This is a genomic window from Pseudonocardia nigra (assembly GCF_019396355.1).
GTDB classification, from domain to species: Bacteria; Actinomycetota; Actinomycetes; order Mycobacteriales; family Pseudonocardiaceae; genus Pseudonocardia; species Pseudonocardia nigra.
This window is the reverse complement of sequence record NZ_JAHKRK010000036.1, coordinates 1-23434: the sequence shown is the minus strand read 5'-3', so window position 1 is coordinate 23434 and position 23434 is coordinate 1. Positions and strand designations below refer to the sequence as shown.

Sequence of the window (23434 nt, the reverse complement as noted above, 5' to 3'; positions counted from 1 at the left end):
AGCGCGTGCGCTCGGGACCCGGCCGGGGCCTGCACGGTCACCGGGACAGGTCGGTCCGTCTCGTGTGGTCCGGGTCGAGGCCCTGCACCGCGCCGACGACATCCTGCCCGTCGTGGTGCCTGCCGTTGCCGTTGGTGCCGTTTCCGGCCGGCTCCACCTGCACCCGTGGCGGCACCTCCGGTGCCGTCGGCTTGACGTTGAGGACGAACCGGTCGCCGTAGGTCTCGAGACCGTAGTCGACGGCCTGCTCCACGGCCCGCTGCGACCGGTCGTCCCTGCGCACCAGGGGATCGTGGCGCAGGTCCCTCGTCAGCGCCACGCACAGCAGGACCATGACCAGCCCGAACGGCGCTCCCATGATGATGGTGAGGTTCTGGATGCCGGTGAGCCCGTCGTCGCCGCCCACGAGCAGCATGACCGCGGCGATCCCGCCCATCACCACACCCCAGAACACGACCACCCCGCGGGAGGGGTGGATCGAGCCGCGCTCGGACAGCGTGCCCATCACGACCGACGCGGCGTCCGCCCCGGACACGAAGAAGATCGCGACCAGGGCCATCGCGACGACGCCGAGCGCGGCACCGAGCGGGTACGCCTGGAGCACCCCGAACAGCTGGCCCTCCGTCGACGCCGACGCCAGGTCGGTCCCGGCCCGCTGGAGGCTCATCGCGGCGCCGCCGAAGATCGCGAACCAGACGAGGCTGACGGCGCTCGGCACGAGGATGACGCCCGCGACGAACTGCTTGATCGTGCGCCCGCGGCTGATCCGGGCGATGAACATCCCGACGAACGGGGTCCAGGAGATCCACCAGGCCCAGTAGAAGACCGTCCACCCGGACAGCCACGTGTCGGTCGCGTCCCCGCCGGTGGCGGCGGTGCGGGCGGCCATCTGCGCGAGGTTGCCGAAGTAGTCACCGATCGCGGTGGGCAGCAGGTTGAGGATGAAGATCGTCGGTCCGGCCACGAACACGAAGACCGCCAGCACCGCGGCGAGCACCATGTTGATGTTCGACAGCCACTGGATGCCCTTGGCGACGCCGCTCACCGCGGACGCCACGAACGCGATGGTCAGAACGACGATGACGACCACGAGCAACGCGGTGGGTGCACTGGCCATGAAGCCGCCCGCCTGGAGACCCCCGCCGATCTGCAGGGCGCCGAGGCCCAGCGACGCCGCCGACCCGAAGAGGGTGGCGAAGATCGCCATGACGTCGATGGCCCGGCCGAGCGGGCCCTCGGCGTGCCGCTTGCCCAGCAGCGGCTCGAAGGCCGAGCTGAACAGCGAGCGACGGCCGCGGCGGAACGTGCTGTAGGCGATGGCGAGCCCGACGACCGCGTAGATCGCCCACGGGTGCAGCGTCCAGTGGAACAGCGTGGTCGCCATCGCGACGTCGAGCGCTTGGTCGGAGCCCGCGGCCGCGGTGCCCGGGGGTGGCGAGGAGAAGTGGGCGAGCGGCTCGGCGACGCCGTAGAACATCAGCCCGATGCCCATCCCGGCACTGAACATCATCGCGATCCAGGAGACCGTGCGGAACTCCGGCCCCTCGCCGTCGCGGCCCAGCGGGATCTTCCCGTAGCGGCTCGCCGCCAGCCACAGCGCGAACACGACGAAGCCGCTGGCCGCGAGCACGAAGGCCCACCCGCCGCCCTGCACGACACCGCTCAGCACGGCGGACGTCACCGTGCCGAGCGACTCGGTGTGCAGGACACCCCAGGCGATGAACGCCACGACCAGCACGGCCGAGGACCCGAAGACCCATCGGTCCACGGCTGCCCGACCACCTGCGGTCGGGATGTCGGGCGGATCGGACGGTATCTGAACTGCCATATCGCGTCGGCCCCGTCGTGTCGGCGGGGCCTTCCTCCTCACTGAGGGCGGGCGGCGGTGGGATCGAGCTGATCACCGGCGAGATGCCGGGACACCTGGTCGCTGGAGGGCGGCGAGCCGTCGGGTCGCGGCTGGGGTCGCGCGACGGCGCCGCCGCGCTGCAATCCGAGCACGCTGACGACGGGACCGAGCGCCACCTGGCCGAGGCCGCAGATCGAGGTGCGGCGCATGGCCTCCTCGAGCTCCACGATCCGGGCGCGCTCGGCCTCGTCGATCGCGCTGCGGCCCTCGAGGAGCTCGTGGGCCTTGGTGGAGCCGACGCGGCAGGGCACGCACTTGCCGCAGGACTCGTTGCGGAAGAATCGGAGCACGTTCGTGGCCGCGGCGAGCAGGTCGGTGCCCTCGGCGAGCACGACGATCGCCCCGGAACCGAGCATCGTGCCGGCCGCGGCGGCGGTGCCGAAGTCGAGCTGCAGGTCCAGCTGGTCGGGCCCGATGAAGTTCGACGAGGCCCCGCCGGGCTGCACCGCGCCCACCGCGCGGCCGCCGCTCACCGCGCCCGCCATGTCGATCAACGAGCGGACGGTGCTGCCCATCGGCACGCAGTACACCCCGGGCCGCTCGACGTGCCCGGACACGGCGAAGAACTTCCAGCCGACCGACTCCCCCGCGCCCTGGTCGCGCCACCACTGCGCGCCACGCTGCACGATCACGGGCACGTCGGCGAACGTCTCCACCGAGTTGATCAGCGTGGGGCGCCCGTGCAGGCCGTAGCCGCCGGGGAACGGGGGCTTGTTGCGCGGCTCGCCGCGGTGGCCCTCCATGCACTCCAGCAGCGCCGTCTCCTCACCGAGGATGTAGCCGCCCGGGGAGACGAACAGGTCCAGCTCCAGCCGGCGCCCGCTGCCGCACGCGTCCGCGCCGATCACCCCCGCGGCGCGCAGCGCGTCGATCTCGGCCCGCAGCACGTGCTCCTCGGGGCCGTACTCGTGGCGCAGGAACACCCACCCCTGCTCGGCCCCGACCACGGCCATGCCGAGCAGCAGGCCCTCCAGCACCAGGTGCGGCTGGTCGGCGAGGATCTGCCGGTCCTTGAACGTGCCGGGCTCGGACTCGTCGGCGTTGCAGATCGCGTACTTGACGGGGCTGTCGGCCTTCCGCACCAGGCCCCACTTCTGCCCGGTGGGGAAGCCCGCGCCGCCCATCCCGCGCAGCCCGGAGCCGGTGAGCGCCGCGATGACGTCCTCGGGGTCGAGCGCACCGGCGAGCAGTGTCCGCAGGGTGGCGTAGCGCTGCTCGACCCCCGACCCGGCCGGGTAGGGGTCGTTCGGCCACGGCTGAGCGCGCCGCTGCGCATGCGCCTCGCCGACATCACCGGTTCGCGCGGCCGTCACCAGCGCGTCCGCGTCGGCGACCGGCGCGGGCCGCTCGTTCACGGCCACGGCCGGGGCGACGTCGCAGCGGCCGAGGCAGGAGACCTCCACCAGCTCGACGTCGGCGTCGTCGCCGTAGCGCTCCCGCAGCGCGGCGAGCCGCTCCTGCCCGCTGCGCAGGACGCACGGCAGGTCGTGGCAGACGTGCAGCGCCACCGGGGCGGGCGGGGTGGTGCGGAAGTGCGGGTAGAACGAGACCAGGCCCTCGATCTCGTACCGCGGCCTGCGCGTTCGCCGGGCGAGCTCCTCCAGCTCCTCCCGGGGCAGCCAGCCCAGCCGGGACTGGATCTCGGTGAGCGCCGGGATCAGCGAGGGCCCGGGGAACTTCCCGGCGCGGGCCTCGACGCCGGGCACCTTCGCCGCCGCGGTCACCGCTGCGCCCCCATGCCCTCGACCTGCACGGCGCAGAACTTGAACTCGGGGATCTTCCCGTGGGGGTCGACCGCGTCGATGGTGAGCAGGTTCGCCGCCGCCTCTCGGAAGTGGAACGCGATGAAGCAGTTGCCCACCGCCTCGCGGGGCGAGACCCGCACCCGCAGCTCGATCTCCCCGCGCCGGGAGCGCACGCGCACCATCTCCCCGTGCTGCACGCCGCGGTCGGCGGCGTCCTTCGGGTGCAGGTAGACCTCGGCCTCCGGGGAGATGGCGTCGAGGGCGTAGGAGCGGCGCGTCATCGACCCGGTGTGCCAGTGCTCGAGCAACCGGCCGGTGTTGAGCACCAGCGGGAACTCCGCGTCGGGTAGCTCCTTCGCCGGCAGCCACTCGGCCGGGACGAGGTGCGCGAGGCCGTCGTCGGTGTTGAACCGCTCGTCGAACATCACCACGGTGCCGTCGGAGTGCTCCGGGTCGTCGTTCGGGTAGAGCTTCCCGGACAGGCCGAGGTTGGCGTAGGAGAGGTTGGCGTAGCTGGGCATCAGCGCGACCATCTCGTCGAACACCTCGCTCGGGTCGGCGTAGTGCCAGTCCAGCCCGAGCCGCTGCGCGAGGTCCTGCACGATCTCCCAGTCGACGCGCGCCTGCCCGGGCGGCGGCAGCACGGTGCGGCCGCGCTGCACGCGCCGGTCAGTGTTGGTGTAGGTGCCGTCCTTCTCCAGGTAGGACGACGCCGGGAGGATCACGTCGGCGAGCTCGGCGGTCTCGGTGAGGAAGATGTCCTGCACCACGAGGAACTCGAGCTCGCCGAGCGCCTTGCGGACCTTGGTGATGTTCGGGTCGGACAGGAACGGGTTCTCGCCGAGCATGTACATCCCGCGCACGCCGCCGTCGAGGATCGAGGCGATGATCTCGGTGACGGTCAGGCCCCGCGCCGGGTCGAGCCCACCCACGCCCCACGCCTGCTCGAACCGCTCCCGGACCGCGGGGTCGTCGGCCCTCTGGTAGTCGGGGTAGAACATCGGGATCAGCCCGACGTCCGAGGCACCCTGCACGTTGTTCTGCCCGCGCAGCGGGTGCAGCCCCGACCCGGGCCTGCCCACGTTGCCCGTGATCGCGCACATCGCGATGAGGCAGCGGGCGTTGTCGGTGCCGGTGGTGTGCTGGGAGATGCCCATCCCCCAGTAGATGACCCCGGCGGTCGCCCCGCCCCAGAGCCGCGCCACCTCGGTGATCTTCTCGGCGGGCACGCCGGTGATCTGCGCAGCGCGCTCGGGCGGGTAGTCCGCCACGGTGCGGGCCAGCTCGTCGTAGTTCGACGTCCGGTTCGCGATGAACTCCCGGTCGATCAGCCCGAGCCGGATCACCTCGTGCATCACGCCGTTGTAGAACGCGACGTCGGTGCCGGGCTTGAGCTGGCAGAACACGTCGGCGTGCTCGGAGACGGTGTTGGCCCGCGGGTCGATGTAGATGATCCGCGTCCCCCGCCGGCGGGCCTGCTTGAAGAACGAGGACGCCACCGGGTGGTTGGCCGTCGGGTTCGAGCCGGTGATGATCACGACGTCGGCGTTGGCCACGTCGCCGTAGGTCGTGGACACCGCGCCGGAGCCGACGCCCTCGAACAGCGCCGCCACCGACGACGCGTGGCACAGGCGCGTGCAGTGGTCGATGTTGTTGGTGCGGAAGCGCGTGCGGATCAGCTTCTGGAAGAGGTAGGCCTCCTCGTTGGAGCACTTGGCCGACCCGAACCCGGCGATGGCGGCCGGCCCGCCGCTCGCGTGGATCTCCCCGAGCCGGCGGGCGACGAGGTCGAGCGCCTCGTCCCAGGTGGCCTCCCGGAAGTGCGGCAGGACCTCGTCGTAGTCGACCAGTCCACCCGGCTTGCGCTTCTTCCGGCCGCCCCGCTCGCCGCGGACCTCGGTCGACAGCGGGCCCTTGGGGTAGGCCGCGTCCACCCGGATCAGTGGGGTCGTGAGCCGCTGCGGGGAGGCCGCGTAGTCCCAGCCGTAGCGCCCCTTGACGCACAGCCGCCCCTGGGAGCCGGGCTGGTCGCGCCCCTCGGCGAAGGCGATCGCGCCCCGCTCCCGGTCCACGTTGAAGGTCAGCGCGCACCCCACCCCGCAGTACGGGCAGACCGAGTGCACCTGCTCCAGCTCCGCACGCGGCCGGATCGGGATCCCGTTGATCGGCTTGTTCGTCAACGCCCCCGTGGGGCACGCCGCGACGCACTCCCCGCACGTCACGCAGGACGAGCTGCCCATCGGGTCGTCCAGGTCGAACGCGATGCGCGTGGCGTAGCCCTTCCCGGAGCGGCCGATCACGTCGTTGCCCTGGATGTCGTCGCACGCGCGCACGCAGCGGTCGCAGAGGATGCAGGCGTCGTGGTCGACCGCGATCACCGGGTTGGACAGGTCGAACCCACGGCCCGAGCCCTGCGGCAGCGCCGTGCCGTCCCCGCCGTTGTTCACGCCCAGCCCGTCGGCGAGGTCGAACAGCAGGTTGTCGCGCGTGGTCGTCTGCTTCCGGTCGACCTCGGGCGCGGGCTGGTCGGACATCAGCAGCTCGGTGAGCACCTTCCGGCTGCGCTCGACCTCCGGCGTGCTGGTGCGCACCTGCATGCCGTCCTCGCACGGTCGCACGCACGCCGCGGCGAACGCGCGCCCGCCGGTGTCCACCACGCACATCCGGCAGACACCGACGGGGTCGAAGCGCTCGTCGTGGCACAGCACCGGGATCTCGACGCCCACCTGCCGCGCCGCGTCGTAGATCGTCGTGCCCTCCGCGACCTCGACCTCGTGCCCGTCGATCACGGCGGTGACGGTGCGGACCGCGGTGGGCGGCTCCTGGACGGCGGTCATCGACGACCTTTCTCGGGCTGTGGGGACGGGACGATCGGCCTCAGCGCTGGAGTTCGCTCCGCTCGGCGCCGACGGTCGTGGAACCGCCGTGCCCGGGGTGCACGACCGTATCGTCGGGCAGCACGAACAGCCGCTGCCGGATCGACGCGAGGATCGTGTCGTGGTCGGAGAACGACCGGCCGGTGGCGCCCGGCCCGCCGTGGAACAGGGTGTCGCCGGTGTAGACGACCCCGCTGCCCGCGGCGTGCAGGCTCACCGCGCCCGGCGTGTGACCCGGGGTGTGGAGCACCTCGAGCACCCCGTCGCCCACCCGGATCCGGTCGCCGTCGGCCAGCGGAGCGTCCGGGGTGCGGTCGGGATGGGTCAGCTCCCACACCCGCGCGTCGGCCGGGTGTAGCCGGATCGGGGCTCCGGTGGCGTCGGCCAACGCCGGCGCGAGCCGCACGTGGTCGTCGTGGGCGTGGGTCGCGAGGATCGCCGTCACCCGCCGGTCGCCCACGACCTCCAGGACCGGGGCGATGTCGTGCGGGGCGTCGATCACGACGACCTCGGCGTCGTCACCGAGGACCCACACGTTGTTCTCGACCTCGAAGGTCTGCCCGTCCAGCGAGAACGTCCCGCGGGTGACGACGTTGTCGGCCCGGAACTGCATCAGAACACCACGACCGAGCGGAGGACGTCACCGTGGTGCATCTTCTCGAAGGCGTCCTCGACGCCGTCGAGAGCGATGGTCTCGGTGACGAACGCGTCGAGGTCGAAGCGCCCCTGCTTGTACAGGTCCACGAGCATCGGGAAGTCCCGCGACGGCAGGCAGTCTCCGTACCAGGACGACTTCAGCGCCCCGCCGCGGCCGAACACGTCGATGAGCGGGATCTCGGGCATCTGCATGTCCGGCGTGGGGACCCCGACCAGCACCACGGTGGCGGCCAGGTCGCGGGCGTAGAAGGCCTGCTTCCAGGTCTCCGGCCGGCCCACCGCGTCGATCACGACATCAGCCCCGAACCCGCCGGTGAGCTCCCGGACCGCCTCGACCGCGTCGCCGCTGCGGCTGTTGACGGTGTGCGTGGCCCCGAACCGGCGGGCCCACTCCAGCTTCCGGTCGTCAACATCGACCGCGATGATCGTGGTGGCGCCGGCCAGCGCAGCACCCGCGACGGCCGCGTCCCCGACCCCGCCGCACCGGATCACGGCGACCGAGTCCCCGCGCGTCACGCCACCGGTGTTGATCGCGGCGCCGAGGCCGGCCATGACACCGCAGCCGAGGAGGCCGACGGCGGCGGGCGAGGCCTCCGGGTCCACCTTGGTGCACTGCCCGGCGTGCACCAGCGTCTTCTCGACGAACGCGCCGATCCCCAGGGCGGGCGACAGCGGCGTGCCGTCCAGCAACGTCATCGGCTGGGCGGCGTTATGGGTGCTGAAGCAGTACTGCGGGCGGCCGCGCCGACACGCCCGGCACTGGCCGCACACGGCACGCCAGTTGAGGATCACGAAGTCGCCGGGAGCCACGTCGGTGACGCCCTCGCCGACGGCCTCCACCACCCCGGCCGCCTCGTGGCCGAGCAGGAACGGGAAGTCGTCGGAGATCCCGCCTTCCCGGTAGTGCAGGTCGGTGTGGCAGACCCCGCAGGCCTGGACCGCGACCAGCGCCTCACCCGGACCCGGGTCGGGCACCAGCACGGTCTCCACCGACACCGGCGCGCCGACCTTCGCGGCCACGACGCCACGGACCTCATGCATGACGAATCGCTCCCGTTCTCGAGCTGGTAGGGGTGTCGCTCACCGCTCGCCCTCGCTGGCGCTCGGGCGGCGCTGCGCGCGGGCGCTGTGTCGATGATTCGCTCGCTGGCGCTCGCTCACTGGGCGAGCTGCTCGGTGACCCAGGTGTGGAAGGCGCCGATGTGGTGCTCACTCGGGACCAGCACCCCACCCTCGGCGTAAGCCTTGGAGGTGGCCGCGAGCTGGCAGCGCTCGCAGGCGTCGAAGTCCTGCTGGTTGACCCGGTGGAACAACTCCACCGACCGGTCCAGATCCTTCCCGCCCTCCACCACCTCGGGCAGATACAGCCAGTCGCACTCCACCACCGTGCGGTCCGCCGCCACCGGGTACATCCGATGGAAGATCACGTGATCCGGCACCAGGTTGATGAACACCTGCGGGTTCACCGTGATCGCGTAGTACTTCCGGTCGTGCGACTCGTCCACCCCCGGGATCGCCGTCAGCCCCTCGCTGCCGTCGACCGTGAAGCCCTTGGCCTCCTCGGCGAACGCCGCCCCGTGCCCCACGAAGTACTGCGCCGCGTACCCGTCGGCGAACTCCGGCAACACCTCCGTCAGCTCCGGGTGGATCGTCGCGCAGTGGTAGCACTCCATGAAGTTCTCGATGATCAACTTCCAGTTCGCCGTCACCTCGTAGCGGATCCGCCGACCCACCACCAGGTTGTCGATGTCCCACCCGTCGATCACATCCGCCCCGCCGAGCCGTTCGGCGACCGCCCCGATCACGGTCTCCTCGAACGAGGGCGGCTCATCGGCCACACACACCCACGCATAGCCCAGCCACTCCCGCAGGTGCACCGGCACCAACCCGAACTCGGTGCGGTCGATGTCGGGCATCTTGGTCAGGTTCGGCGCCGCGACCAGCTTGCCGTCCAGCCCGTAGGTCCAGGCGTGGTAGCCGCACTGCAGGTTGCGCTTCGCCACCCCGGACTGCTCCATGCACACCCGCGCACCGCGGTGGCGGCACACGTTGAGAAACGCCCGCAGCTGCCCGTCCCGGCCGCGGACCAGGACCACGTTCTCCCGGCCCACGTCGACGGTGCGGAACGCGCCCGTGCCGTCGATCTCCGCGCTGCGGGCGGCGGCGAACCAGCGGGCCTCGAAGATCTTCTCCTGCTCCTCGGCGAAGATCACGGGATCCGTGTAGGAGTGCCCGGGCAGGGTGGAGATCAGGCTCGGCGACAGTTCGGTCGGGGCAGACACACAACACCTCTTCGTGCTACGGAGATACAGGTGGGGTTCAGGTGAGTTCGGCGACGGTGGTGGCGTGCCGGGGCACGAGCTGCCGGCGCCACTTGCCGAAGAGCTTCGGCTGGTTCATCGCGAAGACCGCGACGAGCTCGCCGTCACGCCGGTAGCCGGCCACGAACCGGCGGGACTCGAGGTCGCCCTCGACGACCTCGACCGCGTCGCCGGGCAGCCGGTGCCCGGCGAACTGCAGTCGCGCCCCGTACTGGTCCGACCAGAAGTACGGGGCGGGCGGCCGGGCGGCGTCGACCGTGGTCCGCCCGAGCAGGGTCGTGACCGCGGCGGCGGGCTGCTGCAGCGCGTGCGTCCAGTGCTCCTGGCGCAGCGCCGTGCCGGCGAAGGCGCAGTGGGAGAACGTGCAGTCCCCCGCCGCCACGACCTGCGGGACGTTCGTCGCACCGCGGGCGTCGGTCCACACACCGCGGTGGTCGTGGTCGACGCCCGAGCCCGCGAGCCACTCCACGTTCGGGAGCGCTCCGATGCCGACCACGACCGCGTCGGCCGACTCGACCCGTCCGTCGGCCAGGTGGACCTCACGCACCCGGGCGTCGCCGACGAGCCCGGTCACGACGGTGCCGGCGATCAGCCGGACGCCGTTGTCGCCGTGCAGCCCGGCGCAGGCCGACGCGATCTCGGCACCCAGGACCCGGCCGAGCGGGATCGGGTTGGACTCGATCATCGTGACCTCGACGCCCAGCTCACGGGCGGTCGAGGCCACCTCGCCACCGATGAAGCCGCCGCCGATCACGACGAGCCTGCTGCCCGGCGTCAGGTCCCGGCGCAACGCGAGGGCGTCCTCCACGGTGCGCAGGGTGTGCACGCCGCCGAGCTGCGCGCCGGGCAGTGACCTGGCCCGCGCCCCGGTGGCGAGCACGACGCCGTCGGCCGCGATCTCCTGGCCCGAGGCCAGCACGACCGCCCCGCGACCGCGGTCCAGCCCGGCCGCCGGGTCGCCCAGGCGCCAGTCCAGGTCGAGGTCCGCGTCGTCGTCCGTGGTGAGCGCGAGGTCGTCGACACCGACCTTGCCGGCCAGGAAGTCCTTCGACAGCGGCGGGCGGTCGTAGGGGAGCCGGTCCTCCGCCCCCACCACGACGACCCGCCCGTCGAACTCCTGCTCCCGCAGGGCGCGCGCGGCGCTCAGACCGGCGAGCGAGCCCCCGACGACCGCGACCGTCCGCATCAGACCCCCGCCCCGACCGCCGCCGTGACGCGGACGTACACGAGCCCGTCGTCGACGACCACCTCGTGGGTGCGCACGGGCGTCCTGGCCGGCGGCCCGGACGGCATCCCCGTGCGTAGGTCGAAGCAGGAGGCGTGCAGGGGGCACTCGACCATGCAGCCCTCGAGCCAGCCGTCGGCGAGCGAGGCGTCCTGGTGGGTGCACGTGTCGTCGATCGCGAACAGCCGGCCGTCCACGTTGAACACGGCGACCGGCACGTCACCGTCGATCCGCACGGCCTCGCCGAGGGGGATGTCGTCCAGCCGACCAACGAGGATCATGAGGCCTCCGTTCCGGATACCGCAACAACCGGCGTTATCAGGAACAGCATGGGGGTGGATCGGGGACGTCGTCAAGCCCTCTCGGGGCGCCCGGGCAAATCGGGCACGTAGAGTCGCACCGTGACAACCGGTTCAGTACGCAACGGCAGGGACGCCGGCCCCTCCCAGGTGCAGTCGGTGGACCGAGCCATCGCGATCCTGTACCTGCTGGCCGAACGGGGCCGCGACGGCGTCGGGGTGACCGAGGTGGCCACGGAGCTCGGCGTGCACAAGTCGACCGCGTTCCGCCTCATCATGGCCCTGGAGAACGGCGACCTGGTCGAACAGGTCGAGGAGCGCGGCAAGTACCACCTCGGACGCGGCATCCTCCGGCTCGCGGGCGCCACCACGGCGCAGCTCGAACTCCCCACCGAGAGCCGGCCGGTGTGCAAACGCCTCGCCGTCGAACTGGGCGAGACGGTCAACCTCGCCATCATCGACACCGGCGAGGCCACCAACATCCTCCAGGAGTACGGCAGCTCGGCCATCACCGGACGCAACTGGATCGGCCAGCGCACCCCCCTGCACGCCACCGCGAGCGGCAAGGTGCTGCTGACCTGGAGCGACCGCGCCGAGACGAAGGAAGTGCTCGCCTCCACCCTGGAGCGCTACACCCCGCGCACGATCACCGACAACTCCGCGCTCAAAGCGGAACTGACCAGGGTCCGCGAACAGGGCTGGGCCTCGACCGTCGAGGAGTTCGAGGTGGGCCTCAACGCGCTCGCCGCCCCCGTCCGCAACGCCGCGGGCGACGTCGTCGCCTCCGTCGGCGTCTCCGGCCCCTCCTACCGGCTCACGGTCGAGTCCTTCCCCGAGGTGGCCGACCGCCTGATGGACGGGGCCCGCGAGATCAGCACCCGACTGGGCTGGTTCGGCCCGGCGCAGCGGTAGCGCGAGCGGCGCCCCGGCGGCAGTGATCGCCGCGAGAGCGCCGTCGTCGTCACTCGTACCGCGAAAGGTGCGCGCTCGCGGCGATCATGACAGCGAAGATCGCCGTCACAGCAGCGTTGTCGTCGTGCGAACTACGAAAGGTGCCGTCTCGCGGCGATCTCGGGGCCGGCCGGACACCCGCGGGCGGGGCGTTCCGCGGAACCGCACCCGCCCACCGGTTCGGCGGAACCCGGGCGGCAGTGATCGCCGCGAGAGCGCGTCATCGTCACTCGTTCCGCGAAAGGTGCGCGCTCGCGGCGATCATGACAGCGAAGATCGCCGCCAGAGCGCCCTTGCCGTCGTGCGGACTGCCAAAGGTGCCGTCTCGCGGCGATCTCGGGGCCGGTCGGGGTACCCGCGGCCGGGCGTTCCGCGGAACCGCACCCCCCACCGGTTCGGCAGAACCCGGGCGGCAGTGATCGCTGCGAGAGCGCCGTCATCCTCACTCGTTCCGTGAAAGGTGCGCGCTCGCGGCGATCACGACGGCGAAGATCGCTGCCACAGCAGCGTTGTCGTCGTGCGAACTACGAACGGTGCCGTCTCGCGGCGATCACGAGGTCGGCCGGATACCCGCGGGCAGCGCGTTCCGCGGACCCGCCCCGCCCACCAGTTCGGCGGAACCGGGGGCAATGATCGCTGCGAGAGCGGCGTCATCGTCACCCGTTCCGCGAAAGGTGCACGCTCGCGGCGATCATGACAGCGAAGATCGCCGCCAGAGCGCCCTTGCCGTCGTGCCGACTACGGAAGGTGCTGTCTCGCGGCGATCTCCCGGGTCGGCCGGGTACCCGCGGGCCGAGCGTTCCGCGGAACGCACCCGTCCAGATCGGAGTGGCCGCGCACGACAGGCCCCGCCCGGCCGGGGCGACCGAACCGCGGCAGCCCACGTGCGCGACCCCCGCCAGACCCAGCTCGCCGCGCCGAGCAGAACTATCCCGCCGCCGCGTTCCGCGGAACGCACCGCAAACCCGGCAAGTGGCGCCGCTCGGCCCCGCACCGGTCAGGTTCCGTGGAACCGGGGCGGCAGTGATCGCTGCGAGAGCGCGGTTGTCGTCGCTGGTTCCGCGACAGGTCCGCGCTCACGGCGATCATGACGGCGAAGATCGCCGTCAAAGCAGCGCTGTCGTCCTGCGGACTGCGAAAGGTGCCACCTCGCGGCGATCTCGGGGTCGGCCGGGTGTGCGCGGGCGGGCGTTCCGCGGAACGCACACACCCACACCGAGGTGGCCACGCACGAGAGGGCCCGCGCTCCGACCCGGCCGAGCGGCCCCGCGGAACAGCCACGTTCGCCCCGCCGCCGCGTTCCGCGGAACGCACCGCCACCTGACAACGGCCAGCCCCGCTCGACCCCGACCCGGTCAGGTTCCGCGGAACCGCGCCCGTCCACCGGTTCCGCGGAACCGGGCGGCGGTGATCGCTGCGAGAGCGCGGTTGTCGTCGCTCGTTCCGCGACAGGTGCGCGCTCGCGGCGATCACGACGGCGAAGATCGCCGCCAGAGCGCCCTTTCCGTCGTGCGGACTACGGAAGGTGCTGTCTCGCGGCGATCTCCCGGGTCGGCCGGGCACCCGCGGACCGCGCGTTCCGCGGAACGCACCTGCCGGCCGTTCGGCCCGGCCCACCGACAGGGCACTTGCCGCCGGCCCTCCCCACCGATATACTTTCTCGCATTACGGCACAGCTCGCGTAATACGCAACAGCTCAGAGCACCTCGCGGACGGCGCGTTCGAAGCCGACCACGTGCTCCAGCGCCAGGCGGGCGGCCTTCTCGGCCTCCCCCTCGACGATGGCCTCGAGGAGGGCGGCGTGCTCCCCCACGTGCCCGGCGATCGCCGGCAGCCGGTCCAGGAACAGGCACCAGATCCGGGTGGCGAGGTTGTCCTGCCGGACGAGGATGTCCTCCAGGTGGGGATTGCCGGCGGCGCGGTAGATGTGCCGGTGGACCTCCACGTCCCGGCGCAGCAGGTCGCGCCGGTCGCCGACCACGGCGTCGAGGCCGGTGATGTCGACGGCGAGCTCGGCGAGCTGGGCCCGGGTCGCGTCCGACGCCGTGCGCGCCGCCCTGCTGGCGGCGAGCGGCTCCAGCTCCACGCGGATCTCGGAGATGTGGGCGAGGTCGGTGATGTCGACCGCGGTCGCGAACGTGCCGCGGCGCGGATAGGCGACGACGAGCCGGTCGCCCTCCAGCCGCTTCAGCGCCTCCCGCACGGGCGTGCGGCCGGTGCCGAGCTCCTGGGCCAGCGCGTCGTCGTTCAGCGGCTCGCCCGGGCGGATGTCGAGCATGACCAGCCGGTCCCGGATCCCCTCGTACGCGCGGTCGGCGAGGGACAGCGGCGCTCCGGACAACTCCGACGCAACACTCATCGCCTCACTCATCGCTTCGCCTCCACCGTGCACCCTTGACGTCTGTCCGACTACTCGCCTACCGTACACCGCACATTGATATATCAGTCAATCCGCAGTTGGTACGACAGATAGGTGGCCAGATGCTGCAGACGCAGGACGTGAGCCGGGCGGCCTCCGACGGCGTGCTGAACCGGGGCCTCGCCGACACCGACCCCGAGGTCCACGCGGCGATCTCGGCGGAGCTGGCGCGCCAGGAGTCGACGCTGGAGATGATCGCCAGCGAGAACTTCGCCCCGCTGGCGGTGATGCAGGCGCAGGGCTCGGTGCTCACCAACAAGTACGCCGAGGGCTACCCCGGCCGCCGGTACTACGGCGGGTGCGAGCACGTCGACGTCGTCGAGCAGCTCGCCATCGACCGGCTCAAGGAGCTGTTCGGCGCCACGTTCGCGAACGTCCAGCCGCACTCGGGCGCGCAGGCCAACGCCGCGGCGATGGCGGCGCTCCTGCAGCCCGGCGACACGATCCTGGGCCTCGACCTCGCCCACGGCGGGCACCTGACCCACGGGATGCGGCTCAACTTCTCGGGCCTGCTCTACGACGTCGCCGCCTACCACGTCCGCGAGGACGACCACCGCGTCGACATGGCCGAGGTCGAGCGGCTGGCCAAGGAGCGCCGCCCGAAGGTCATCGTCGCCGGCTGGTCGGCCTACCCCCGCCACCTCGACTTCGCCGAGTTCCGGCGCATCGCCGACGAGGTCGGCGCCTACCTGATGGTCGACATGGCGCACTTCGCCGGGCTCGTCGCGGCCGGGCTGCACCCCTCGCCGGTGCCGCACGCGCACGTCGTCACGAGCACCACCCACAAGACGCTCGGCGGCCCGCGCGGCGGCGTGATCCTCTCGGCCGAGGACGACCCGGCCCTGCGCAAGAAGCTCAACTCGGCGGTGTTCCCCGGCCAGCAGGGCGGCCCGCTCGAGCACGTGATCGCCGCGAAGGCGGTGTCGTTCAAGCTGGCCGCGGGCGAGGCGTTCCGGGACCGGCAGGAGCGCACGCTGCTGGGCGCACAGCTGCTCGCCGACCGGCTGCTCGCCGAGGACTCCCGCGCCGCGGGGATCAACGTCGTCAGCGGCGGCACCGACGTCCACCTGGTGCTCGTCGACCTGCGTGACTCCGAGCTCGACGGCAAGCAGGCCGAGGACCGGCTGCACGCCGCGGGGATCACGGTCAACCGCAACGCGGTGCCGTTCGACCCGCGGCCGCCGATGGTCAGCTCCGGCGTCCGGATCGGCACGCCCGCCCTGGCCGCCCGCGGGTTCGGTGCCGACGACTTCGCCGAGGTCGCCGACATCATCGCGGTCGCGCTGCGCCCGTCCACCGACGAGGCGGCCATCGGGGCGCTGCGCGAGCGCGTGACCGAACTGGCCGCGCGCCACCCCCTCTACCCGGCGCTCGAGGAGGCCCAGGCATGACCCCTGTGATCGACCCAGGGCTCGACCCCGCCCGTCCCGGCGCGCACCTGCCGGACCACCCCGACTTCCTGTGGCGCAACCCCGAGCCCAAGAAGTCCTACGACGTGGTGATCGTCGGCGCCGGCGGGCACGGCCTCGCCACCGCGCACTACCTGGCGAAGAACCACGGCATCACCAATGTGGCCGTGCTGGAGAAGGGCTGGCTCGCGGGCGGCAACATGGCCCGCAACACCACGATCATCCGCTCGAACTACCTTTGGGACGAGAGCGCAGGCATCTACGAGCACGCCCTCAAGCTGTGGGAGGGCCTCGACGACGACCTCGGCTACCCGATCCTGTTCAGCCAGCGCGGCGTGCTCAACCTCGCGCACAGCCTGCAGGACGTGCGCGACAGCGTCCGGCGCGTCGAGGCCAATGCGCTCAACGGCGTCGACGCCGAGTGGCTCACGCCCGACGAGGTCAAGAAGGTCTGCCCGATCGTCAACACCTCGCAGGAGATCCGCTACCCGGTCCTGGGCGCCACCTACCAGCCCCGCGCCGGCATCGCGAAGCACGACTACGTCGCCTGGGGCTTCGCCCGCCGGGCCGACGAGGCCGGGATCGACCTCATCCAGGACTGCGAGGTCACCGGCTTCACCACCGACGGCAACCGGGTCACCGGCGTGCGCACCACGCGCGGCGACATCGCGGCCGGACAGGTCGCGCTCTGCGCGGCGGGCCACACCTCGGTGCTCACCGACATGCTCGGCTTCCGGGTGCCGATCCAGAGCCACCCGCTGCAGGCGCTGGTGTCGGAGCTGCTCGAGCCGGTGCACCCCACCGTCGTCATGTCCAACGCCATCCACGTCTACGTCTCGCAGGCGCACAAGGGCGAGCTGGTGATGGGCGCCGGCATCGACTCCTACAACGGCTACGGCCAGCGGGGCGCGTTCCACATCATCGAGCGCCAAATGGCCGCGGCGGTGGAGCTGTTCCCGGTGTTCGCCCGGGCGCACCTGCTGCGCACCTGGGGCGGGATCGTCGACACCTGCCCGGACGCGTCCCCGATCGTCGGGCGCACCCCCTACGAGAACGTCTACCTCAACTGCGGCTGGGGCACCGGCGGGTTCAAGGCCACCCCCGGGCTGGGCTGGAGCCTGGCCCACACGATCGCCCACGACGAGCCACATCCCCTCATCGCGCCGTTCAGCCTGGACCGATTCGTCACCGGTGCGCTGGTCGACGAGCACGGCGCCGCCGCCGTGGCCCACTAGGAGAAACCCGTGCAACTCATCGAATGCCCGTGGTGCGGGCCGCGCGAGGAAGTCGAGTTCCACTACGGCGGACAGGCCCACGTGGCCTACCCCGAGGACCCGCAGGCGCTCTCGGACGAGGAGTGGGCCCACTTCGTGTTCTACCGCGACAACCCCAAGGGCCCGTTCGCCGAGCGTTGGAGCCATGCCGCGGGCTGCCGCCGCTGGTTCAACGCCGTGCGTGACACCGCCACCTACCGCTTCCACGGCGTCTACCGCCTCGACGAGCCCCGGCCGGTGATCTCATGACCGAGTTCCGCCTTCCCACCGGTGGCCGGATCGACCGCAGCACCACCTGCGAGTTCACGTTCGACGGGCAGCGCCTCACCGGCCACCCCGGCGACACGCTCGCGTCGGCGCTGCTCGCGAACGGTCACCACCAGGTCACCACGAGCATCGCGCTCGGCCGCCCCCGTGGCATCGCCGCGGCGTGGGCGGAGGACCCGAGCGGCCTGGTGCAGGTCGAGGAGCCCTTCCCCGAGCCGATGCTGCTCGCCACCACGATCGAGCTCACCGACGGGCTCGCGGCCCGCGGCATCCCCGGCCAGGGCCGGCTCGCCGACGTGCCCGACTCCGCCCGCTACGACGCGAAGCACGCCCACGCCGACCTGCTCGTCGTCGGGGCCGGCCCGGCCGGCCTGGTCGCGGCGCTCACCGCGGCCCGCGCCGGCGCCCGGGTGGTGCTCGTCGACGAGCAGTCCGAGGCGGGCGGGAGCCTGCTCGGCACCACCGAGACCCTCGACGGCGCCCCGGCGCTGGACTGGGTGGCGGCGGCCGTCGCCGAGCTGGCGAGCTTCCCGGAGGTGCTGCACCTGCAGCGGACCACGGCCTTCGGGCACTACGACGACGGGTTCGTGCTCGCGCTGGAGCGCCGCACGGACCACCTCGGCCCAGCGCGTGTCCGAGGAGCCGACGCCGCCAGGCGGGGGCTCCTCGGTGGAGATACCGCGGCCCCGCGGAGCGTCTCGCGGCAGCGGGTCTGGCGGATCCGCGCCCAGCAGGTGCTGGTCGCGACCGGCGCCCACGAACGGCCGGTGGTCTTCTCCGACAACGACCGCCCCGGGATCATGCTGGCGTCCGGTGCCCGCACGTTCCTGCACCGCTACGGCGTGCTGGCCGGGCGCGACGCGGTCGTGTTCACCACCGACGACAGCGCCTACGCCGCGGCGGTCGACCTCGCCGACGCCGGCGCCCGGGTGCACGCGGTCGTCGACGCCCGCGCTGCGCTTACCCACCCCGCCGGCTCCGCCGGCTGCCGTCCCCCACAGGCCCCGGCGCACTGGCGCGCGGAGTGCGAGCGCCGCGGTATCCCGGCGCGCGCCGGGCAGGTCGTCACCGGCACCCGTGGCGGCGACCGGATCACCCACGCCCTCGTCGGCGACGAGGCGATCGCCTGCGACCTGCTGCTGGTCAGCGGCGGCTGGAACCCGGCAGTGCACCTGTTCAGCCAGGCCCGCGGGAAGCTGCGCTACGACGCCACCCTCGGCGCGTTCGTGCCCGGTGAGGAGCTGCCCGGGGTCACCGTCGCCGGCTCCGCGAACGGGGTGTTCGACCTGGCGGGCTGCCTGCGCGACGGGCAGCGGGCCGCGGGTGCCGAGGGCGGACGCCTTCCGACGCCGGAGCCCGCCCCCGAGCGCACGCCGTCGCTGGTGCTGTGGCGGGTGCCCGACGGCGACACCGCCACGCAGTTCGTCGACCTGCAGCGCGACGCCACGGTGGCCGACATCGCCCGCGCCGTCGGCGCCGGGATGCGCTCGGTGGAGCACGTCAAGCGCTACACGACCATCGGCACCGCCCACGACCAGGGCAAGACCTCGGGCGTCATCGCATCCGGGATCACCGCCGAGCTGCTGGGCGCGCCGATCGAGGCGCTGGGCACCACCACGTTCCGCCCGCCCTACACGCCGGTGGCGTTCGCCGCGCTGGCCGGGCGCCACCGCGGCGCGCTGTTCGACCCCGAGCGCATCACCGCCCTGCACGACTGGCATGTGGCGCAGGGTGCGGTCTTCGAGGACGTCGGGCAGTGGAAGCGGCCGCGGTACTACCCGCAGCCCGGCGAGGACATGGAGGCAGCCGTCCTGCGCGAGTGCGCCGCGGCCCGCAGCGGCGTCGGCATCCTCGACGGCTCCACCCTGGGCAAGATCGACGTCCAGGGCCCGGACGCCGCGGTGCTGCTCGATCGCATCTACACGAACCTGATGAGCAGCCTGAAGGTCGGGATGGTCCGCTACGGCGTCATGTGCGGCGTCGACGGCATGGTCATCGACGACGGCACCGTGCTGCGTGCTGCCGAGGACCGCTTCCTCGTCTACACCACCACCGGTGGCGCGGCGAAGGTGCTGGACTGGATGGAGGAGTGGGTCCAGACCGAGTGGCCGGACCTGCGGGTGCACCTCACCTCGGTCACCGAGCAGTGGGCCACGTTCCCCGTGGTCGGGCCGCGCTCCCGGGACGTGATCGCCGCCGTCTTCCCCGAGGTGGACGCCTCGAACGACGCATTCGGCTTCATGGCCTGGCGCGACACCCACCTCGACGGAGTGCCCGTCCGGATCGCGCGGGTGAGCTTCTCCGGCGAGCTCGCCTACGAGGTCAACGTCAGCTCCTGGTACGCCGCCGCCGTGTGGGAGCGGCTCGTCGAGGCCGGGCAGCCCTACGGGATCACCCCCTACGGCACCGAGACGATGCACGTGCTGCGCGCCGAGAAGGGCTACCCGATCATCGGGCAGGACACCGACGGCACCGTCACCCCGCACGACCTCGGGATGGCCTGGGCGGTCTCGAAGAAGAAGCCCGACTTCATCGGCAAGCGGTCTCATCGCCGGCAGGAGAACCAGAACCCGCTGCGCAAGCAGCTGGTCGGGCTGCTGCCGCTGGACCGGCAGACCGTGCTGCCCGAGGGCGCGCAGATCGTCGAGTTCGACACCCTGCCCGAGCCCCCGGTGCCCATGCTCGGCCACGTCACGTCCAGCTACCGCAGCGCTGAGCTGGGCCGCCCGTTCGCCCTCGCGCTGGTCAAGGCCGGCCGCAGCCGCATCGGGGAGACCCTGCACGTCCCGCTGGGCGGTGCACTGGTGCCCGTGGAGGTCACCGGATCCGTCCTCGTCGACCCGGAAGGAGCCCGCCGTGACGGCTGAGACGCTGGCCCGAACCAGTCCCCTGCACGGGTGGTCGGAGCGCTTCGCGGCCCTGCCCGACGGCGTGCAGGTCGTCGCGGAGCCGTTCGTCGCGATGGCCGACCTGCGCCTCGACCCGGTGGGGCCGGCCGCTGGGGCTGTCTCTGGGGCGGTCGCCGCCCACCTGGGCGTCGCGCTGCCGACCACGCCGAACACCTGGGTGCGCGGCGACACGGCGTCGGTGATCTGGCTGGGCCCTCACGAGTGGCTCGTCACCAGCCCGTTCGCCACGCCCGAGGATCTCGACGCCGGGTTGCGCGGGACCGTGGGGGATGCCGGCGTCGTGATCGACGTGTCGGCGCAGCGCACCACCCTGTCGCTGCGCGGCGCCCACGTCCGCGACGTGCTCGCCACCGGCTGCGCGCTCGACCTGCACCCCCGCGTGTTCGGCCCGGGCTCCGCCGCCCAGACGACCCTCGGTCTGGCCGGCGTCGTCCTGCTCGCCCTCGACGACACCGGCACGCACTACCAGGTGCTCGTCCGCTCGTCGTTCGCCCGCTACCTGGCCGCCTGGCTGCTGGACGCCGCCACCGAGTACTGCACCGACACCAGCACGACCGACCCCGGGAGGGGAGCCTGATGCCCAGTTCGCCACGTGTCGTGATCATCGGAGCCGGGATCGTGGGGACGAACCTGGCCGACGAGCTGACCGCCCGCGGGTGGGACCAGGTCACCGTCGTCGACCAGGGCCCCCTGCCCCTCACCGGCGGGTCCAGCTCGCACGCGCCCGGCCTGGTGTTCCAGACGAACGCGTCGAAGACGATGACGGAGCTCGCGCGCTACACCGTCGAGAAGTTCTCCGGCCTCGACCTCGACGGGGCCTGGTGCTTCAACCAGGTCGGCGGGCTGGAGGTCGCCACCACCCCGGAGCGGATGGCCGACCTGCAGCGCAGGCACGGCTGGGCGACGTCGTGGGGCATCGAGAGCCACATCGTCGACACCGACGAGTGCCTCCGCCTGCACCCGCTGCTCGACCGCGACCGCGTGCTCGGCGGCTTCCACATCCCCACCGACGGCCTCGCGAAGGCCCCGCGGGTGGTCGCGGCCCTCACACGGCGGGCGCAGGCCCGCGGTGCGGTGTTCCAGGGGTCGACCCGCGTCACCGGCATCGAGCAGTCGGGCGGGCGCGTCACCGGCGTGCGCACGGCCGACGGTGTGCTCCCGGCCGACATCGTGGTGTGCTGCGCCGGGTTCTGGGGCCAGGCCGTGGGCGCCATGGTGGGCATGACCGTGCCGCTGCTGCCGCTGGCCCACCAGTACGTGAAGACCGGGCAGATCGCCGAGCTCGTCGGCCGGGGCGACGAGCGCATGGAGGCGGGCCTGCCGATCCTGCGTCACCAGGACCAGGACCTGTACTTCCGCGAGCACGTCGACCGGCTCGGGATCGGCAGCTACGCCCACCGGCCCATGCCGGTGCGCCTCTCCGAGCTCGACGAGGACGGGGAGATCACCGCGTCCGCGATGCCGTCGATGCTGCCGTTCACCGAGGAGGACTTCGCCCCGTCCTGGGAGCAGAGCGCCGCGCTGCTGCCCGCCCTGCGCTCGGCCAAGGTCGAGGAGGGCTTCAACGGGATCTTCTCGTTCACCCCGGACGGCGGCCCGCTGATCGGCGAGTCGCCGGAGGTATCGGGGTTCTGGATCGCCGAGGCGGTCTGGGTCACCCACTCCGCCGGCGTGGCCAGGACCGTCGCGCAGCTGCTGGTGGACGGCCGCAGCGAGGTCGACCTGCACGGCTGCGACGTGCACCGCTTCGAGGAGGTCCAGCTCGGCGAGGACTACGTCAGCGAGACCTCCCAGCAGAACTTCGTGGAGATCTACGACGTGCTGCACCCGCTGCAGCCGAAGGAGTCGCCGCGGAACCTGCGGGTCAGCCCGTTCCACGCCCGGCAGAAGGAGCTGGGGGCGGTGTTCCTGGAGGCCGCGGGCTGGGAGCGACCGCACTGGTACGAGGCGAACGCCCCGCTGGTGGCGCAGCTGCCCGAGGCGTGGGTGCCGCCGGAGCGCGACGCCTGGTCGGCGCAGTTTCACTCCCCCATCGCCGCCGCCGAGGCGTGGCGCACCCGCGAGGGCGTGGCGATGTACGACATGACCCCGCTCAAGCGGCTCGAGGTCACCGGCCCGGGCGCGCTGGCACTGCTGGAGCGGCTCACCACCGGGAAGATGGACAAGTCCGTCGGGTCGGTCACCTACACCCTCGCGCTCGACGAGGCGGGCGGCGTCCGCAGCGACCTCACCGTGGCCCGGCTGGGCGCGGACCGGTTCCAGGTGGGCGCCAACGGCAACCTCGACCTCGACTACCTCCGCCGGCAACTGCCTGCCGACGGCAGCGTCCAGGTCCGCGACATCACCGGCGCCACCTGCTGCATCGGGGTGTGGGGGCCGCTGGCCCGCGACCTCGTCCAGCCGCTGTCGCGAGAGGACTTCTCGAACGAGGGCCTCAAGTACTTCCGGGCCATGCCGGCGCGGATCGGCGGCATCCCGGTCACCGCGATGCGGCTGTCCTACGTCGGCGAGCTCGGCTGGGAGATCTACACCAGCGGCGAGTACGGGCTGCGGCTGTGGGACGTGCTCTGGGAGGCCGGGCAGGACCTGGGTGTCATCGCCGCCGGCCGGGCCGCGTTCAACAGCCTGCGGCTGGAGAAGGGCTACCGCGCCTGGGGCCACGACATGACCACCGAGCACAACCCGTACGAGGCGGGCCTCGGGTTCGCGGTGCGGCCGCAGAAGGGCGACTTCGTCGGCCGGGACGCGCTCGCCGGCGTCAGCGCCGACACGGTCACCCGCCGGCTGGCGTGCCTCGTCGTGGACGACCGGCGCAGCGTGGTGCTCGGCCACGAGCCGGTGTACCTCGACGGCCGCCCGGCGGGCTACGTGACGAGTGCGGCGTTCGGGCACACCGTCGGAGCGCCCATCGCCTACGCCTGGCTGCCCGCGAGCGCGACCCCGGGCACCGCGGTCGAGATCGAGTACTTCGGCCGCCGCATCCCGGCCACGGTGGCCGCCGAGCCACTGGTGGACCCGGAGATGGCCCGGATCCGCCGTTGAGGATCGCGTGCTGATCCGGCTCCGACCCGGCGCCCGGCCACCCGGCCGGGCGCCGTCCCCCGCGACGACCACCACTGGGACGACGACGAAGGGCGCCGCCGTGCGCAACCACTCCATCCAGAGCTTCCTCC

16 protein-coding genes are annotated in these 23434 nt (G+C 72.4%); 7 read left to right on the top strand and 9 right to left on the bottom strand.

Annotated features, from left to right (window positions below; translation table 11 throughout):
* Positions 1–37 precede the first annotated feature (37 nt).
* The 8 genes from KME75_RS12035 to KME75_RS12000 all read right to left on the bottom strand — a co-directional run bounded on the left by KME75_RS12035 (position 38) and on the right by KME75_RS12000 (position 11014).
* Positions 38–1768, bottom strand: coding sequence for a BCCT family transporter (locus KME75_RS12035; protein ID WP_308282716.1), 1731 nt, complete (start codon positions 1766–1768; stop codon positions 38–40).
* Positions 1769–1866: 98 nt separating this feature from the next.
* The gene (locus KME75_RS12030; RefSeq protein ID WP_219414694.1) at positions 1867–3633 is read right to left on the bottom strand and encodes an NAD(P)H-dependent oxidoreductase subunit E; all 1767 of its coding nucleotides are present in this window, start codon (positions 3631–3633) and stop codon (positions 1867–1869) included.
* Positions 3630–6491 carry a formate dehydrogenase subunit alpha gene (gene fdhF, locus KME75_RS12025; RefSeq protein WP_219414693.1) on the bottom strand — a complete coding sequence of 954 codons (2862 nt, stop codon included), beginning with the start codon at positions 6489–6491 and terminating at the stop codon, positions 3630–3632. Before fdhF ends, KME75_RS12030 begins: the two co-directional genes overlap by 4 nt.
* A 40-nt stretch (positions 6492–6531) precedes the next feature.
* A complete protein-coding gene (locus KME75_RS12020) occupies positions 6532–7143 on the bottom strand; it encodes an MBL fold metallo-hydrolase (RefSeq protein WP_219414692.1) in 612 nt (203 codons plus the stop codon).
* Positions 7143–8228, bottom strand: coding sequence for an S-(hydroxymethyl)mycothiol dehydrogenase (locus KME75_RS12015; RefSeq protein ID WP_219414691.1), 1086 nt, complete (start codon positions 8226–8228; stop codon positions 7143–7145). The genes KME75_RS12020 and KME75_RS12015 overlap by 1 nt, the downstream gene beginning before the upstream one ends.
* A gap of 116 nt (positions 8229–8344) precedes the next feature.
* A complete protein-coding gene (locus KME75_RS12010; RefSeq protein ID WP_219414690.1) occupies positions 8345–9469 on the bottom strand; it encodes an aromatic ring-hydroxylating oxygenase subunit alpha in 1125 nt (374 codons plus the stop codon).
* A gap of 37 nt (positions 9470–9506) precedes the next feature.
* Entirely contained in the window at positions 9507–10694 is a 1188-nt protein-coding gene (locus KME75_RS12005) for an NAD(P)/FAD-dependent oxidoreductase (protein ID WP_219414689.1), read from the bottom strand.
* Positions 10694–11014: a bifunctional 3-phenylpropionate/cinnamic acid dioxygenase ferredoxin subunit gene (locus tag KME75_RS12000; RefSeq protein WP_219414688.1), complete on the bottom strand. Its 321-nt coding sequence runs from the start codon at positions 11012–11014 to the stop codon at positions 10694–10696. Before KME75_RS12000 ends, KME75_RS12005 begins: the two co-directional genes overlap by 1 nt.
* Before the next feature lie 168 nt (positions 11015–11182).
* Here KME75_RS12000 and KME75_RS11995 point away from each other — a divergent pair, with 168 nt between their 5' ends.
* Positions 11183–11944, top strand: a complete 762-nt coding sequence (locus KME75_RS11995; protein ID WP_219414714.1) for an IclR family transcriptional regulator — start codon at positions 11183–11185, stop codon at positions 11942–11944.
* A 1735-nt stretch (positions 11945–13679) separates the two neighbouring features.
* Here the strand turns inward: KME75_RS11995 and KME75_RS11990 are convergent.
* Complete coding sequence (locus KME75_RS11990; protein WP_219414687.1) at positions 13680–14342, bottom strand: GntR family transcriptional regulator; 663 nt, start codon at positions 14340–14342, stop codon at positions 13680–13682.
* Positions 14343–14464: 122 nt separating this feature from the next.
* Between KME75_RS11990 and glyA the strand changes: the two genes are divergently transcribed.
* The 6 genes from glyA to KME75_RS11960 are packed head-to-tail and all read left to right on the top strand — an operon-like array spanning position 14465 to position 23303.
* A complete protein-coding gene (glyA, locus tag KME75_RS11985; RefSeq protein ID WP_219414686.1) occupies positions 14465–15793 on the top strand; it encodes a serine hydroxymethyltransferase in 1329 nt (442 codons plus the stop codon).
* Positions 15790–17046 carry a sarcosine oxidase subunit beta family protein gene (locus KME75_RS11980; protein ID WP_219414685.1) on the top strand — a complete coding sequence of 419 codons (1257 nt, stop codon included), beginning with the start codon at positions 15790–15792 and terminating at the stop codon, positions 17044–17046. The genes glyA and KME75_RS11980 overlap by 4 nt, the downstream gene beginning before the upstream one ends.
* A 9-nt stretch (positions 17047–17055) precedes the next feature.
* Positions 17056–17334 carry a sarcosine oxidase subunit delta gene (locus KME75_RS11975; RefSeq protein WP_219414684.1) on the top strand — a complete coding sequence of 93 codons (279 nt, stop codon included), beginning with the start codon at positions 17056–17058 and terminating at the stop codon, positions 17332–17334.
* Positions 17331–20219 (top strand): 2Fe-2S iron-sulfur cluster-binding protein, encoded by a 2889-nt coding sequence (locus KME75_RS11970; protein WP_219414683.1) that lies wholly within the window; start codon positions 17331–17333, stop codon positions 20217–20219. The genes KME75_RS11975 and KME75_RS11970 overlap by 4 nt, the downstream gene beginning before the upstream one ends.
* Entirely contained in the window at positions 20209–20838 is a 630-nt protein-coding gene (locus KME75_RS11965; protein ID WP_219414682.1) for a sarcosine oxidase subunit gamma, read from the top strand. Before KME75_RS11970 ends, KME75_RS11965 begins: the two co-directional genes overlap by 11 nt.
* Positions 20838–23303 (top strand): GcvT family protein, encoded by a 2466-nt coding sequence (locus tag KME75_RS11960; RefSeq protein ID WP_219414681.1) that lies wholly within the window; start codon positions 20838–20840, stop codon positions 23301–23303. The genes KME75_RS11965 and KME75_RS11960 overlap by 1 nt, the downstream gene beginning before the upstream one ends.
* Positions 23304–23434 lie beyond the last annotated feature (131 nt).

Excerpts from the sequence above, each read along its gene's own strand:
- fdhF (WP_219414693.1), bottom strand. The coding sequence starts at position 6,491 with ATGACCGCCGTCCAGGAGCCGCCCACCGCGGTCCGCACCGTCACCGCC.
- KME75_RS12020 (WP_219414692.1), bottom strand. The coding sequence starts at position 7,143 with ATGCAGTTCCGGGCCGACAACGTCGTCACCCGCGGGACGTTCTCGCTG.
- KME75_RS12015 (WP_219414691.1), bottom strand. The coding sequence starts at position 8,228 with ATGCATGAGGTCCGTGGCGTCGTGGCCGCGAAGGTCGGCGCGCCGGTG.
- KME75_RS12005 (WP_219414689.1), bottom strand. The coding sequence starts at position 10,694 with ATGCGGACGGTCGCGGTCGTCGGGGGCTCGCTCGCCGGTCTGAGCGCC.
- KME75_RS12000 (WP_219414688.1), bottom strand. The coding sequence starts at position 11,014 with ATGATCCTCGTTGGTCGGCTGGACGACATCCCCCTCGGCGAGGCCGTG.
- KME75_RS11990 (WP_219414687.1), bottom strand. The coding sequence starts at position 14,342 with ATGAGTGTTGCGTCGGAGTTGTCCGGAGCGCCGCTGTCCCTCGCCGAC.
- glyA (WP_219414686.1), top strand. The coding sequence starts at position 14,465 with ATGCTGCAGACGCAGGACGTGAGCCGGGCGGCCTCCGACGGCGTGCTG.
- KME75_RS11980 (WP_219414685.1), top strand. The coding sequence starts at position 15,790 with ATGACCCCTGTGATCGACCCAGGGCTCGACCCCGCCCGTCCCGGCGCG.
- KME75_RS11970 (WP_219414683.1), top strand. The coding sequence starts at position 17,331 with ATGACCGAGTTCCGCCTTCCCACCGGTGGCCGGATCGACCGCAGCACC.
- KME75_RS11960 (WP_219414681.1), top strand. The coding sequence starts at position 20,838 with ATGCCCAGTTCGCCACGTGTCGTGATCATCGGAGCCGGGATCGTGGGG.